14 protein-coding genes and 1 other annotated feature are annotated in these 16,221 nt (G+C 32.9%); of the genes, 13 read left to right on the top strand and 1 reads right to left on the bottom strand.

Annotated features, from left to right (window positions below; all coding sequences use genetic code 11):
* The 13 genes from BW929_RS08875 to BW929_RS08815 all read left to right on the top strand — a co-directional run bounded on the left by BW929_RS08875 (position 1) and on the right by BW929_RS08815 (position 14,750).
* Positions 1–531: a DivIVA domain-containing protein gene (locus BW929_RS08875; protein ID WP_076545091.1), complete on the top strand. Its 531-nt coding sequence runs from the start codon at positions 1–3 to the stop codon at positions 529–531.
* A 101-nt stretch (positions 532–632) separates the two neighbouring features.
* Positions 633–868 (top strand) — a binding site (T-box leader).
* Between the two features lie 56 nt (positions 869–924).
* Positions 925–3,720 carry an isoleucine--tRNA ligase gene (gene ileS / locus BW929_RS08870; protein ID WP_076545089.1) on the top strand — a complete coding sequence of 932 codons (2,796 nt, stop codon included), beginning with the start codon at positions 925–927 and terminating at the stop codon, positions 3,718–3,720.
* Positions 3,721–3,982: 262 nt separating this feature from the next.
* Entirely contained in the window at positions 3,983–4,663 is a 681-nt protein-coding gene (locus BW929_RS08865; RefSeq protein ID WP_076545088.1) for a response regulator transcription factor, read from the top strand.
* Positions 4,656–6,041: a sensor histidine kinase gene (locus tag BW929_RS08860; protein ID WP_076545086.1), complete on the top strand. Its 1,386-nt coding sequence runs from the start codon at positions 4,656–4,658 to the stop codon at positions 6,039–6,041. Before BW929_RS08865 ends, BW929_RS08860 begins: the two co-directional genes overlap by 8 nt.
* 14 nt (positions 6,042–6,055) lie before the next feature.
* Entirely contained in the window at positions 6,056–6,376 is a 321-nt protein-coding gene (locus BW929_RS08855) for a hypothetical protein (RefSeq protein WP_076545084.1), read from the top strand.
* Between the two features lie 5 nt (positions 6,377–6,381).
* Positions 6,382–7,437, top strand: a complete 1,056-nt coding sequence (locus BW929_RS08850; protein WP_076545082.1) for a V-type ATPase subunit — start codon at positions 6,382–6,384, stop codon at positions 7,435–7,437.
* Positions 7,438–7,439: 2 nt separating this feature from the next.
* Entirely contained in the window at positions 7,440–9,359 is a 1,920-nt protein-coding gene (locus tag BW929_RS08845) for a V-type ATP synthase subunit I (protein ID WP_076545081.1), read from the top strand.
* A gap of 135 nt (positions 9,360–9,494) precedes the next feature.
* Positions 9,495–9,854, top strand: coding sequence for an ATP synthase subunit C (locus BW929_RS08840; RefSeq protein WP_199505753.1), 360 nt, complete (start codon positions 9,495–9,497; stop codon positions 9,852–9,854).
* Positions 9,855–9,864: 10 nt separating this feature from the next.
* The gene (locus BW929_RS08835) at positions 9,865–10,176 is read left to right on the top strand and encodes a V-type ATP synthase subunit F (RefSeq protein WP_076545077.1); all 312 of its coding nucleotides are present in this window, start codon (positions 9,865–9,867) and stop codon (positions 10,174–10,176) included.
* Positions 10,177–10,323: 147 nt separating this feature from the next.
* Complete coding sequence (locus BW929_RS08830) at positions 10,324–10,941, top strand: V-type ATP synthase subunit E (RefSeq protein WP_076545075.1); 618 nt, start codon at positions 10,324–10,326, stop codon at positions 10,939–10,941.
* Positions 10,942–10,967: 26 nt separating this feature from the next.
* Complete coding sequence (locus BW929_RS08825; RefSeq protein WP_076545074.1) at positions 10,968–12,737, top strand: V-type ATP synthase subunit A; 1,770 nt, start codon at positions 10,968–10,970, stop codon at positions 12,735–12,737.
* A 17-nt stretch (positions 12,738–12,754) separates the two neighbouring features.
* On the top strand, positions 12,755–14,149 hold the full coding sequence (locus BW929_RS08820) for a V-type ATP synthase subunit B (RefSeq protein WP_076545072.1): 1,395 nt from the start codon (positions 12,755–12,757) through the stop codon (positions 14,147–14,149).
* A complete protein-coding gene (locus BW929_RS08815) occupies positions 14,136–14,750 on the top strand; it encodes a V-type ATP synthase subunit D (RefSeq protein WP_076545164.1) in 615 nt (204 codons plus the stop codon). The genes BW929_RS08820 and BW929_RS08815 overlap by 14 nt, the downstream gene beginning before the upstream one ends.
* Positions 14,751–14,800: 50 nt before the next feature.
* Here the strand turns inward: BW929_RS08815 and BW929_RS08810 are convergent, their stop codons facing one another.
* On the bottom strand, positions 14,801–16,165 hold the full coding sequence (locus BW929_RS08810; RefSeq protein WP_076545071.1) for an MATE family efflux transporter: 1,365 nt from the start codon (positions 16,163–16,165) through the stop codon (positions 14,801–14,803).
* Positions 16,166–16,221 lie beyond the last annotated feature (56 nt).

Raw genomic sequence — 16,221 nt, 5'->3', positions numbered from 1 at the left:
TTGAAGTTAAACCCACTTGATATATATAATAAGGAATTTAAAAAGTCAACATTTGGTTATAATACCACTCAGGTTGATGAATTTTTGGATGATGTGGGCGTTGCTTATGAAAGACTGCTTAAAGATTTGAACAATCTTCAGGAAGAAAATAAAGCTTTGAATGAAAAAATAGAAAACTATGAAGATATGGAAGATAAGCTGCAGAATACTCTTGATTCTATCCAGGGTACTATTTCTGAAAGAATAGAGCAGGCAGATAATGAAGCTCGAATGATTATTAAAGAAGCAAGAATAAAAGCAGAAAAAATAAAAGAAAATGCGCGTGATCAGGTTGCTTCAGAGAAACGGAAACTTGAGCAGTTGAGAGAGCAGAGAAATTTCTTTAAGATCCGCTTTCAGACACTTCTGGAAAGCCATCTTGAGATGTTGAATGAAGAAGGTGAAGAATCATTGAGAGGAAATTTCGATGATTCTAGTTTTGAAGTTGAAGCAGGAAGAGAAGGCAAAACTGATTTGGAAGAAAATAATTAAATCAGCTTGCTGGTATTAGTTATTGCAAAAAGTTATCTTTATTTTTAGAACTTGACTTATTTAGAGTGATAGTTTATAATTGATAAAAATGCTATATAAATAAATTGATTTTGAAAGGGAGAGTATCAATTTTTAATAGTTTACAGCGAACCGGGGATGGTGGAAGCCGGGAAACTGAAAATTGAGAAGATCACCCTGGAGTCGGTATATGAATTCAGTAGTATACCCGTATTTCTGCGTTAAAGATTGCTGAGATAAAATTAGTGAGCTTAAAAATAAAAAATTTATCTGCTTACTTATTTTAATTAGGGTGGTACCGCGGTCTCTCGTCCCTTCCAGGACAGGAGACTTTTTTTATTTTTAATATATTTTTACAGGAGGTTATATAAGTAAATGAGTTATAAGGAGACAATTAATTTACCTGATACAGATTTCCCAATGCGGGCAAATCTGAGTGAAAGAGAAGTTGATTTTCAAAAACTTTGGCGGGAAAAAGAAATTTATGAAAAAGCAGTGGAAAATAGAGAGGGTAATGAATCCTTTATTTTGCATGATGGTCCTCCATATGCCAATGGAGATATTCATATTGGTCATGCCTTAAATAAAATTCTAAAGGATTTTGTAACCAGATTTGCAACCTTAAGAGGTTATTATTCTCCCTATGTACCTGGCTGGGATACCCATGGTCTGCCAATCGAACATCAGGTTACAAGTGAAATGAGTGATCAGGAACGAGCAGATCTTTCTATCTCTGAATTGAGAGAAAAATGTACTAACTATGCTTTAAAATATGTTGATCGCCAGAGAGAACAGTTTAAGCGTCTTGGTGTCTGGGGAGAATGGGAAAATCCATATTTAACCCTAAATAAAGAATATGAAGTAAAACAGATAGAAGTTTTCGGAGAAATGGCAAAAAAAGATTTATTTTATCGAGGTAAAAAACCTGTACATTGGTGTCCTCACTGTGAGACAGCACTGGCTGAAGCAGAGGTTGAATATGGTGAAGATCGAGCACCTTCAATCTTTGTTAAATTTCCGATGATTGATGAGGTCGAAGTTGGTGGGGTAAAGCTGAGCAATGAAGACAGCTATATAGTTATCTGGACAACTACTCCCTGGACTATTCCATCTAATATGGCAATTGCTCTTCATCCTGATTATCCTTATGTAGTAGTTGAGGCAGAAGGTGAAAAGCTGGTTATGGCAAAAGAACTAGTAGATTCAGTAATGTCTCAATCTGATATTGAAGATTACGAAATCATAAGTGAAGAATTTAGCGGCAAAGAGTTGGAAAATAAAAAAGCGCAGCATCCAATAGTTGACCGTGAATCACTTTTAATTTTGGGAGAGCATGTTACTTTAGAACAGGGTTCAGGTTGTGTACATACTGCACCTGGACACGGACATGATGATTTTGTAGTTGGTCAGGAATATGATTTAGATGTTTATGCACCTATGGATAACAAGGGTCATTTTACTGAAGAAGCTGGAGAATTTGCAGGCAAACATTATGATGAAGCTAATATTATGGTTACTGATAAATTAAAAGAAAAGAATTTGTTAATGAATCTTGATTTTATTGACCATCAGTATCCACACTGCTGGCGCTGTAAGGGTAATTTAATCTTTAGAGCGACAGATCAGTGGTTTGCTTCTATTGATGCAATTAAAGAAGAAGCACTGCAGGCTATTGCAGATGTGGAATGGTATCCAGCCTGGGGTGAAGAAAGAATGAGCAATATGATTTCTGAGCGTTCAGACTGGTGTATTTCACGCCAGAAAAAATGGGGAGTACCAATTCCTATTTTCTACTGTGATGAATGTGGTGAAGCAATAATTAATGATGATACTTTAGATTCTGTTAAAGCTATTTTTGCAGAAGAAGGATCAGCTGCCTGGTATGAAAAAGATGCAGCGGATTTACTGCCAGCAGGATACAGCTGTCCTCACTGTGATAGTAATAATTTTTCTAAAGAAGAAGATATAATGGATGTCTGGTTTGATTCTGGTTCCAGTCACAAGGCTGTTTTGGAGACTCGCGATAATTTATCCTGGCCAGCCCAGGTATATCTTGAGGGTACTGACCAGTACCGCGGCTGGTTTAATTCTTCTTTACTTACTGCAGTGGCTACTGAAGGCAGAGCACCATATAATGAGGTAATTACCAATGGCTTTACTGTTGATAAAAAAGGAAATAAGATGTCCAAGTCACAGGGGAATGTAGTTTCTCCCCATAAAGTTATTGATCAATACGGTGCTGATATTTTGAGGCTGTGGGTTGCATCTTCTGATTTTAAAAATGATATTAAAGTATCAGATAATATTTTAAAGCAGAATTCTGAAGCATATAGAAGAATTCGGAATACTTACCGCTTTATCCTGGGAAATATAAGTGATTTTGATAGTGACGAAAATTATGTAGAATATGAAGACCGCAGAGAATTAGACCGCTGGATTATGATTCGTTTACAGGATCTGATTAAAAAGGTAACCTCTGCTTTTGAAAACTATGAATATCATAGAGTTTATCATGATGTTCATAACTTCTGTACAGTTGAGATGAGTTCACTTTATATGGACATCACAAAAGACCGACTGTATACAGATGGGACAGATTCTTTAAGCCGCCGTTCAGCTCAGAGTACTTTATATGATATCATGATGGGTCTGGTGGTTATTCTAGCACCTGTACTTCCTCATACCTCAGAAGAAGTATGGCAGTTCCTACCAGAACAAATGAAAGCTGAAGAAAGTGTGTTTTTAACTGACTGGCCGGAAATAAAGGAAAGTTTTTATGATCAGGAGCTAATTGATAAATGGGATCAATTACTTGCTTTAAGAAAAGATGTTTCGAAGGCTCTTGAACTTGCAAGAGCTGACAAAAAAATTGGGAATTCTCTAGAAGCCATGGTCGAATTAAAAGCTGCTAATGAAGAGCAGCAGGAACTTCTGGGAGCAGAAATAGATCAGCTTGCAGATTTATTTATAGTTTCTCAGGCTGAACTTAATGACCAACTAACTGCTGAAAATTCTCATCAGGGCGAGGAAAGTTCTGTTTTAGTTAGAGTTAGTGAGGCAAAAGGAGAAAAATGTGATCGCTGCTGGAAATATGACGAAACAGTTGGTGAAATAGAAGAACATGAAGATATCTGTCAGAGATGTGCTGACGTTATTGAAGCTGAAAAATAGAAAAATAGCAGACTAAAATAATTGTTTTTAAACAGCCCTAATTATAGGGCTGTTTTTTTTAATCATTTTTTAATATTCCGCTGCTATACTCATTAAATAATAAATAGGAAATCAAAAAAATATAACATGTTTTAAATAAAATGTTAAGATTTGTCTTTTGAGATAAAGGATTTATTATCTAAAAGTATAAATTAATAATAAGGGATACTTTATTCCAGTCATTTATAAAAATTGTAAACTTTAGATTGAAGGAAGTGTTTTAATGAAAATTCTTATTGTAGAGGATGAAAAAGATTTAGCTAAAATAATAAAAAAAAGATTAGAAAGAGAAAACTATACAGCTGATATTGTTTATGATGGTGAAGAAGCAATTGATAAAACTATTGTTAATGAGTATGATCTAATTATTTTAGATATTATGATTCCTAAAAAAAGTGGACTGGAAGTATTAAGAGAATTAAGGGATTGGGAGGATAAAACCCCTGTACTTATTTTAACTGCCAGAGATAGTCTGGAAGATAAGGTTAAAGGCTTAAATATGGGAGCAGATGATTATTTAACCAAACCTTTTGCTTTTGAAGAACTTACTGCGAGAATAAAAACAATTTTTAGAAGAGGGGTTAAAGAACACAGTAATATTTTAAAAAATGGAGATTTGATTTTAAATACTATTGACTATTCAGTTAAGAGAGCAGATAAAGTAATTGAACTTACCAGCAAAGAATATGCTGTTTTAGAATATTTAATGAGAAATCGAGGCCATATATTAAGTAGATCTCAGATAGAAGAACATGTCTGGGGTTATATGAGTGGTAATAACACCAACATTGTTGATGTTTATATAAGATTTTTAAGAAAAAAAATTGATGATCAGCACGAGATAAAGCTGCTGGAGACTGTTCGAGGTCGTGGATATAGAATGAAGGTTATCAAAGATGAATAAGACTTTTACTTATAAAAATTATTCCTTAAAATTTAATTTAACAGTCTGGTATATGATCATTTTGTTTCTGGTCTTAATCATTTTTAGCTCAATCTTGTATTTTTATTTAGAAGACCAGTTAAAAGAAGAAGTATATAATTTATTAGAAATCGAAATAACCAAAATAAAGGCAGATTTTATAAATGATGATAAAATATTAAATAATACTGGTGATCAAAATATTAAAGCCTTTTTTTATAATAATCAGGGAGAGTTGCTAAATGATAACTCTAAAGAGGGCTTAATTAATAATATTATTTCTGCTGACTATAATGAAAAATTTACAATTAAAGAATATAAAGATCAAAAGTGGGCGCTGCTGACTGAGGCTTATAATTTAGATAATTCTAAATCTTCCGCTTCTAATGGTTATATTACTCTTCTTTATTCTTTTAATAAGGAAGATAAAATGCTGGATAAGTTAATAATAATTTTAATATTTATGATTCCACTGACTCTACTTTTTGCCAGTGGGGGTGGATATTTTTTGGCAAGGCAGGCTTTAAAAGCAATTGATATAATCTCCTCAACTGCTGAAAAGATAAGTCAGAACAATCTCTCCCAGAGAATAGATATTCCAGAAAGTCGTGAAGATGAAATAGGAAGGCTGGGTAAAACATTAAATAACTTACTGGACAGACTTGAGACATCTTTTTTCAGGCAGAAACAATTTAATGCAGATGTTTCCCACGAATTAAAGACCCCAATTTCTGTTATTAGAGCTCAGGTTGAGGAAGCACTGGATTCAGATCAAAAATTAACTTCTGAACAAAAGGATATTTTGACTACAATAAAAAAACAAATTGATCAGTTAAATAATTTGATTTCTCAGATGCTAATTTTGGCCAAGGCAGATGAAAAAAATTTTACTCTGGAAAAAGAAAAATTTGATCTGGAGATTGTTATTGATACAGTAATAGAAGAAATGAATAATTTAGCTGCTGAAAAAAATATTTTAATTACAAAAAAAATAATTGGAGAAAACAATTTTAGAATCAAAGCTGATTTGAGTTTGATTACTCAGTTATTATTAAATCTGGTAGATAATGCAATAAAGTATACCCCTAATGAAGGGAAAATTAAAATCACTTTAAAAAATCTTGATAATTATTATGAAATTAATATCCTTGATAATGGGATAGGAATTCCTAAAAAAGATTTGAATAATATCTTTAAACGTTTTTATAGAGTTGATAAATCCAGGTCAAGAGATTATGGTGGTACCGGTCTTGGACTTTCAATCTGCAGCTGGATCGTTAAAGTTCATGGGGGAGAAATAAATGTTGAAAGCTCTCTTAGAAATGGTACTAAATTCAGGGTAATGTTACCTAAAAAATAAGGGAGGTGATTAATTTGCAGGAAGAATTAATCGAAAAAGTTATAAACATTGAGCAGCAGGCACAGGGTTTGAAAGATGATCTGGCAGAGGAAATTAAAGAATTAGAAGAAAAATATGAAAAAAGAATGGCTCGGGAAGAAAAAGTGAAGATTGAAGAAAGTAAAAAGGAAGGGGAAGAGATACTCGCAGAAAGTAAAGCTGGAGCAGAAAGATTTGCGGCAAATTTGGAAGAAGAAAGTAAAAATGAGATCAAAAAGATTGAAAATGACTATCAAAAAGTGAAAGCTGATTTATTAAAGAAATATTTTGATAAAATAATTAGTTCAGGAAGGTGAAAATAATGCCAGCTTTTTTTCAGTATCCGGCTGTAAATGCAAAATTAAAAGCTTTAAGTAGCAGTATGCTTAAAGAAAAAGACTTTCAAAAGTTAATAGAGTTAAACTCTGTTCAGGAAGCTTTTAATTATCTTTATAACAATACCTATTATCAAAAACATTTAGAAGAATTTTCAGGTCAGGAAATTCACAGGCGGCAGCTTGAACTTAATCTTAAGAAAAGTCTTGTGCTTTCAGAAGATTTTCTGAAAAAATATGTAAGCTCTGACTTGAAAAGTTTTATTGAGCATTATTTTAAAAAATTTGAAATCGAAGATTTAAAAATCATTTTAAGAACTATTTTAATGGATAGTGAAGAGAGTTATCTTACTGATAATTTAATATATATAGATCGAAATAAAAAAATTGATTTTAATAATCTTATTCAGGCGTCTTCTTACAATGAGATTAAAAAAGTACTAAAAAATCTTCATTATTCCGAAATTTTAGATGAATTTTCGGATCAGTATCAGAAAAACAAAAATTTATTTCCAATTGAAATGACTTTAGATTTTTATTATTTTTCGGAACTTAATAAACTGGCTGAGAACTTTTCCAGTAAAGATAAAAAGTATTTTGAGGAAATCATTGGAACCCACATTGATTTACTTAATATCCAGTGGGTTTATAGAATTAAAAGATATTATAATTTATCATCAGGTGAAATTTTAAATTATATTATTCCTTATCATTTTAAAGTTAAAAGAAAAGAACTGCAAAATATGAGTCAGGAAAATAAGTCGGAAAATTTAGTAAAACATATTGCTTATCAACCATATCAGCAGCTTTTAGAGAAAGCTATTAAAGATGAAAATGTTATTTTTGAAAGATTCTTTTTGAACCATATTTTTAAAAAATTACAGCAGATTAAAACAGAAAGCTTTTTTACGATCTCTAATATACTGGCTTATTTATATATTAGAGAATATGAATTAAGAGATATAATTACTGTTCTGGAGGGAATTAGATATTCACTTCCTAAAGACAGGATTAAAAATTTCTTAATTCGAAAGGAGGTGTGATTTTGGGAATTAAAAAAATGAAAAAGTTTCAGATTCTCGGTTTAAAAAGAGATATTGATTCTATAACTGAGGAGATGATGAGAAATAGTGAGATAGAACTTTTGAAAACTGAAAAATATCATAAAAATTTTAAAAGCAGTCAAATAAAAAACTCTTATAAGTCTTGCTTTAATGAATTGGATCGGATGCTTGATAGTTTGAATTTAAGTAAAACAATTGAAAATATTGATTTTGATCAGCTCAATAAAGTTAATCTAGAGAAATTCAAGGATTTTGTTCAACCGATTCAGAAAAAGATTAATAAGCTGGAAAGAATAACCAAAAAACTCGATGCAGAAGAAAAACGCTTAAATAATCTGATTAAACATGTTTATGTTATGAGAAATATTGATATTGAACTTCAGAGCCTAAAGAATCTATCCTATATCACTCTTATTTTTGGTAGTTTAAGTCAGGAAAGATATGAGCGATTAATTGAGAATGTTACGGAAGTACCGGTGCTTGTTCTGGAAGTTAATCGAGATCAGGATCGAGTCTGGTTTTTTACATTTGCTAAAAAGAATTATCAACAAAAAGCACTTGATATTTTGAACTCAGCAAATTTCCAGAGAATTGAATTACCTGATAGAGTAAAAGAATCGCCAAAAGAGATATTAAATCAGGCCAGACACAGGCTTGATAAAATAGAAATTATTAGAGACCAAATAAATTTAGAATTTAAAAAACTGAAGCATCGTCATCAAAATCAGCTGTTAGATTATTATCAGCAGATGCTGGTTTTTAATAAAATTACAGATGTTAATAATAGTTATTATGGGGAAAGCAATTATTTTTTCATTACAACTGGCTGGATAAGTGAAGAAAATGAAAAAGAATTTGAAAAACTGATTTCAGATAATTATACAAAAGTAATATACAGCAGCCAGGAAGTAAAAAATGCTGAAGAGGAAAATCCCCCAACAATTATTGAAAATCCAGAGTGGATAAAATCTTTCACATCTCTGGTTAAGCTTTACGGTCTGCCTAAATACGGGGAAATTGATCCATCACTATTTTTTGCTCTGAGTTATATTTTATTATTTGGGATAATGTTTGGAGACTTAGGCCAGGGTTTTGTTTTTGTAAGTCTGGGCTTTGCTATTTATAAAAATAAAATAGATTTTATTAAAAACAAGGATGCTGCCTATATTTTAATTTCAATTGGATTTTCTTCAATGGTCTTTGGTACATTTTATGGAAGTCTTTTTGGGCTTGAGGACCTGATACCTGCTCTTATAATTAGACCAATGGATAATATTATGTTTTGGCTTGGTTTTACTGTAATGATTGGTATTTTCCTTTTAATTACTTCTATGATTTTCAACTTATTTAATACTTTTAAAAACAAAGATTATACAGAAGCATTATTTTCTGATAGTGGTTTAAGTGGTTTAATATTATATCTATTTTTACTTAGCAATTTAGCCTATTATGGGATTCAGAATAAACTTCTAATGCCAGCACCTGTGATCGCAGCAGTCTTTATAATATTATTACTGCTTATCTTTCTTAAAGAACCACTTGGTAATTTGTTGACAGAGCAGAAGTTTAGTATTGATAAAAAAATATCTGAGTATATACTGGAATCTGCATTTGAACTTTTTGATACAGTTTTAAGTTATTTGAGTAATACCCTGTCTTTTTTGAGGGTTGGAGCTTTTACTTTAAATCATGTTGGACTGTCAATGGCAGTAATTATTTTGTCAGAAATGATAAATAATAATGCCGGTAGCCTGCTGGTTTTAGTTGTCGGGAATATTGTTATTATGGTCCTGGAAGGTGTTGTTGTAGGAATTCAAATTTTAAGATTAGAGTTTTTTGAGATATTTGCAAAATTCTACAGTGGCAGTGGAAGAGAATTAAAACCACTTAAGATTGAATAATTTTAGGAGTTATTTAAGCTCTTGATTTTAAAATAACTCGTTAAAATTATAAATATTATGATGGGAGGAAATAAAATGATTTTAACATTAACTTTATTAAGTTTATTTATTACAGCACTTATAGGGGGAATAATTATGTTTAAGAAAACAAATAAGAAATGGTTGAAGTATTCAATTTTAAGTATTAATTTAATTTTATTATTTACTCTGGTGATTCTGGGCTCAAATTTAGCTCTACCAGCAAGAGTATATGCTGCTGATACAGCTGTTAATACATCTTCTAACTTAGGTCTAGGATATCTTGCAGCAGGACTTGCAGTAGGTATTGCTTCAATTGGTGCCGGTATTGCGGTTGGAATTGCTGGCTCAGCTGCTATTGGAGCAATTAGTGAAAAACCTGAAATTTTAGGTCGAGCCTTAATTATTATTGGTTTAGGAGAGGGAATTGCAATTTATGGATTAATAATTTCAATTATGATTCTGGGAAGATTATAGGTGATATAGTATGAAAATATACTGTATTAGCGATAATATTGACACAAATATAGGTTTAAGATTAGTTGGAATAAATGGAGTTGTTATTCATGAAAAAGAAAAAGTTATAGAAGAGATTAACAGGGTTAGGAAAAAAAATGATATAGGTGTTCTTTTAATTACAAGGAAATTAGCAGAGCTGGTACCTGATTTAATTGATGAACTGAAATTATCTGCAGAACTTCCTCTGGTGCTGGAGATTCCTGATCGACATGTTGATCCTGAGGAAGAGCCAGAATATATTACAAAATATGTCCAGGAATCGATTGGTATTAAGATTTAATAAGGATTAACATTCTTTGCTCAATGCATTAATGCAGAGTTAACCTTTCGTCTATAAAAGAAAACTCAGCATGACATGCTCGATTCATTAATGCAGAGTTAACCTTTCGTCTATAAAAGAAAACTCAGCAAAAGAGGTGAGAGATGAGTGGATATTGCAGAAAAAATTATGGCCATTAAAACTGAGATTATTGATGAAGTTAAGCAGGAAAATAACAATCAGATTGAAAAGAAACGTAAAGAATTACAGAAAAGATACGATAATTTTCAAGAAGAGCTGGATAATAAACAGAAAAATATTATAAATAATTATGAAAATATGGCGGAGCAAAAAAGAGAACAAATAATCTCAAGAGCAATTTTGGAGAAAAAAAATCTCAAGAGAAAAAAACTAAATGATTCGATTAATAACTTTATTCAGGAATTACATGAAAAACTGGATGAGTTTACAGCTGAAAAAGATTATTGTTTATTTATTTTTAATTCTATAAAAGCAGCCGCTAAAGAATTGCCAGATCAGGAGTTTACTGTTTTATTGAGAGAAAAGGACAGTGAATTCAAGTCTGATTTAGAGGAATTGCTGGAAAAAGAAATGGATGATTACCAATTCGAGATGAGACTAACTGAGAAAATTAAATCCGGAGGCTTTATAATTAAAGCAAAAAACAATCAGCAGATGATAGAAAATACTTTTGCGGCTTTAATTGATTCATTTAGGGAAGAGATAGCCATAGAATTAAAGAATAATATTTTAACACAGAAGTAGGATAAATGGATTAGGAGTTGGTGAGTATGGAAAAACAGGGAAAAATAACTTTTATAAATGGCCCGGTTGTTGAGGCTGAAGGTATGTCCGGTTATATTATGCGAGAGCTTGTTTATGTTGGAGAATTAAAATTGGTTGGCGAAATAATTGAACTTGATGGAGATTCGGCTACTATTCAGGTTTATGAAGAAACGAGTGGAATGAAGCCGGGTGAACCAGTGTTTTCTACCGGCCATCCACTTTCAGTTCAGCTTGGTCCAGGTATAATTGGAAATATATTTGATGGTATTCAGAGACCTCTGCCTTTTTTAGAGAAAAAAAGTGGCCCCTTTATAGAAAGAGGTGCCAAAGTCAGTGCTTTAAATCCGGATAAAGAGTGGGAATTGAAAGTTTTGGTTGAAGAAGGTGATTATCTTGAGTCAGGTCAGATAATAGCAGAAATTGATGAGACTTCAGTTATTGTTCATAAAATTATGGTTCCCCCAGGCAAAGAAGGAGAAATCATTGATCTGGTACCTGATGGTAGATATTCTATTGATCATGTAATCGCTAAAATAAAGGATGAAGAAGAAAATATAACTGAAATAAAACTTTATCAGGAATGGCCGATTAGAAAACCAAGGCCTTATAGTGACAGACTTGAATTAGGAGAACCATTACTTACAGGTCAGCGGGTACTTGATACTTTTTTTCCAATTGCTAAAGGTGGTACAGCTGCTATTCCCGGAGGTTTTGGAGCCGGTAAAACAATGACTCAACATCAGCTGGCCAAATGGTCAGATGCAGATTTAATTATCTATATTGGGTGTGGAGAACGTGGAAATGAAATGACGGATGTTTTAGAAGAATTTCCAGAATTAACAGACCCCAAAACTGGTAAATCAATGATGGAAAGGACAGTTTTAATTGCTAATACATCAAATATGCCTGTTTCTGCAAGAGAGGCCAGTATTTATACCGGAATTACTCTAGGAGAATATTATCGCGATATGGGGTATAATGTAGCAATTATGGCTGATTCTACGTCGAGATGGGCGGAAGCTTTGAGAGAAATTTCGGGGCGTTTGGAAGAAATGCCTGCTGAAGAGGGTTTTCCAGCTTATCTTCCAACTCGACTAGCAGAATTTTATGAAAGAGCAGGTTACGTAAAAACTCTTGCCGGTGAAAATGAAGGTTCAATATCATTAATTGGAGCAGTATCTCCTCCAGGTGCAGACTTTTCAGAACCGGTTACTCAGAATACAAAAAGATTTGTTCGTTGTTTCTGGGCTCTCGATAAATCGCTGGCAGCTTCCAGACATTTTCCGGCAGTAAGCTGGCTTGATAGTTATAGCGAATATTTAACAGACCTTGAGCCCTGGTTTAAAGACAACGTGAATCAGGAATGGCTTGAGTTAAGAAGCCGGGCAATGTCTTTATTGAAAGAAGAATCAAGATTGCAGGATATAGTTCAGCTGGTGGGAGAAGATGTATTACCCGATAATCAGCGTTTAATTTTAGAAGTAGCAAAACTGATAAAAATTGGTTTTTTACAGCAGAATGCTTTTGATGATATTGACAGATATTCTGATATAAAAAAACAGTACTGGCTTTTAAAAATAATACTTTATCTTTATGATCAGGCAAAGCCGCTGGTGAAGAAAAGTGTTCCAATCAGTCAGTTAAAAAATAATGAGTTGTTTAACAAATTATTAAGGTTAAAGAGTACAGTCGCTAATGATGAAGTAGATAAAATAAAAGATTTTCAGAATGAAATAGATGATTTTTATCAGCAGCTTGCTGATGATTATCAATAATAGTGGGGGAGTATATAATGTTAAAAAAAGAATATACTGGACTTGCTAATATTAATGGTCCACTAATTGTTGTAGAAAATGTAGATGATGTAGCTTATGATGAAATGGTAGAAGTGACTGCTCCCGATGGTGAGGTGAGAAAAGGGCGAGTTTTACAGGTGGGTTCAAATAGAGCTGTAGTTCAGGTTTTTGAAGGTAGTACGGGTTTAAATATTAACGAAAGTAGAGTTAAATTTCTGCAGGAACCAATGAAAATAGCTTTGAGTAAGGATATTTTAGGCAGAGTTTTTAATGGTGTTGGTGAAGCAACTGATGATGGTGGACAGATTTACTCGGAGAATAAATATGATATAAACTCTAAACCAATGAACCCCTATTCGCGACAGTATCCAAGAAATTATATTCAGACAGGAGTGTCAGCAATTGATGGATTGATGACATTAATTAGGGGTCAAAAATTACCGATTTTTTCTGGTAATGGTCTGCCTCATAATCAGCTTGCTGCCCAGATAACAAGACAGGCAAAATTGGGTAAAGAAGATGAAAAATTCGCAATTGTATTTGTGGCAATGGGAATAAAACATGATGAAGCCAGATATTTTATTAATAGTTTTGAAGAAAGCGGAGTACTGCAGAATGTTGTTATGTATGTCAACTTAGCAGATGATCCTTCTGTAGAAAGAATTATTGCCCCCAGAGTGGCACTGACTGCCGCTGAATACCTGGCCTTTGAAGAAAATATGCATATTTTAGTTGTAATGACTGATATGACAAGTTACTCTGAAGCTTTAAGAGAGCTGTCATCAAGAAGGGGAGAGGTGCCCGGGAGAAAGGGTTATCCAGGTTATCTTTACAGTGATCTAGCCAGTCTTTATGAAAGAGCTGGTATGATTAAAGGACGGGATGGTTCAATAACCCAAATCCCAATTTTAACAATGCCCAATGATGATATAACTCATCCAATACCTGATCTAACTGGTTATATAACAGAAGGTCAGATAGTCTTAGAAAGAGATTTATTTCAAAGAGATATTTATCCACCAATTAATATTTTACCTTCTCTTTCTCGTCTGATGAAGGATGGTATTGGAGCTGAATATACTCGAGAAGATCACGCAGATATATCAAGTCAATTATATGCCGCTTATTCGCATGTTAATGAAGTAAAGTCATTAGCCTCTGTAATTGGAGAAGATGAGCTTTCAGAAATAGATCAAAAATACCTTGAATTTGGCAGTGAATTTGAAGAGGAGTTCCTCAATCAGGATAAAAATACCAGTCGTAACATTGAAAAAACTCTTTCTTTAGCCTGGGATCTTGTTTCAGAGCTTCCAGAACATGAGTTGGATAGATTATCAGAAGAGTTAATCGACAAATATTACAGGAGGAAAGATGAAAATGGAGAAACTTAAAATATCTCCAACTAAAAGCAATCTTTTATCTACAAAAAATTCTCTTGAGCTGGCGGAAGAAGGATATGAACTTTTAGATAAGAAAAGAAATGTTTTAATTAAAGAGATGATGGAAAGAATAGATGAAGCAAAAGAAATACAATCTCAGATCAATCAGTATTTTTATAATGCTTATGAGGCACTGCAAATTGTGGATATTACTCAGGGTATAAAAACTGTTGAAGAAATCGCGGCCGGTATTGATTTAATAGATAATTTAAAGATCAGAACTTACAGTGTAATGGGGGTTGAAATACCGGAAGTGGAGGAACTATCAGAAGAAATATCACCTCACTATAGTTTTTATAAAACTAATCTGGCTTTAGATAGAGCCTATAAAAATTTCCAAAGAGTGGTCTATTTAATCAGTAGACTCGCCGAAATTGAAACCTCTGTTTACAGACTTGCAACTTCAATTAAAAAGACTCAAAAAAGAGCAAATGCTTTAGATAATATTTTAATTCCTCGTTATAAAAATACAGTGAAATTTATAGAAGAACGGCTGGAAGAAAAAGAAAGAGAAGAGTTTTTTAGAATAAAGCTGCTTAAAAAAAAGTTATAAAAAACAACCTCTCTCGGATGTACTGCCCGGGAGAGGTTTATTTTAATATTTTAAGTTTCTGCAAAAAATTCAATTTCAGCCCATTCCATTTTAATAAATCTTCTAATTACTATTAAAGCCACAATTATAAAGGAGATAATTTCGGCAATCCATACCCCTGCTACACCGTAATTTGAGACAACAATTAAGTAATAAGAAAGCGGAATAAAGATGAGCCAGAGTCTAATAATTGTAATATACATAGCACCTTTTGTGTCTCCTGCACCTCTTAATGCACCTACCATAATCACTACAAAGGCGAGAAAAGCCTGGTTTAAAGCCACAATTCTTAAAACAGGAACTGAGTAATTAATGACCTGAGCTTCTGTTGTGAAAATTTTGAGTGCAAAGACAGGGAAAATAAGATAAATTAGGGCCAGTGTTGTTCCCAGTAATGCCCCCATAACTGCAGCAGTCAAACCACTTTTTAATGATTCCTCAGGATTATCTTCTCCTAGATGCTTACCAACAATTGTGGTAGCGGCTATGGCAATCCCAATTGCCGGCATAAATGACAGAGATTCTATATTTAAGAGAATTCTAAATGATGCCTCTGCAGTAGTATCCAGTTTAGAGATGAAAATTCCATTAACAAAAAAAGCTACCTGCATAAAAAGCTGTTCAATACCGGCGGCATAACTTAAACTGATTAGAGGTTTAAATATTTTACTTGTTATTCTCATCCAGCCAGGGTGTAGTTTTAAAACTCCTCTGTTGCTGGCAAATAAAACTAAATAAAGTGCTGCCGCAATAAAGCGGGCGAAAGCTGTTGAAATTGCTGCACCTGCTATACCAAGTTCTGGGAAAATCCAGAATCCTGTAATCAAAATATAGTTTCCAATTATATTTAAAAGATTAGCAATTCCTGTTATATACATTGGTGTTTTGGTATCCCCGGCCCCTCTTAAAGAAGCTGCCGAAGCAAAAGAAATGAACATGAATACCTGTCCAATAGCAATGTATTTTAGATAAGTAGTTCCAAATGCTTTAACAACTGAGGTTATGTCGTATACATTCAAAATTAGGTCTGCAAAAAAGAAGGTGAACAAAGTAACAATTATTCCCAAAATTAAATTCAGGGTTAAATTTTCATTCATAATTTTATTCATCCGGTTTTTATTACCTTCACCATAACTGCGAGAAACCATTGCAGTTGCACCTGCATTAAAAGCAGAAAAAACAAAAATCAGAGTAAAAATAATTTGATTAGCAAAGCCAACTGCTGCCAGTGCTTCCTTGCCTATAAAACGGCTAATCATTATTGTATCAGCCATTCCTACCAGAGTATTTAAAGACATCTCCAACATTGCTGGTAGAGCAAGTACAAAAATAGCTTTTGCTCTTCTGCTGCTGTTTTTAGTTAATTTTAATTTCATAATCTTTCATCCTTTGTTTATATTTATATATTTGGATTTGAGAGGACACAAAAATA

The sequence above is a fragment of the Halanaerobium kushneri genome, assembly GCF_900156285.1.
Lineage (GTDB): Bacteria > Bacillota > Halanaerobiia > Halanaerobiales > Halanaerobiaceae > Halanaerobium > Halanaerobium kushneri.
Note: the sequence above shows the minus strand (reverse complement) of the source record. Positions and strands in the feature narration are given on the sequence as shown.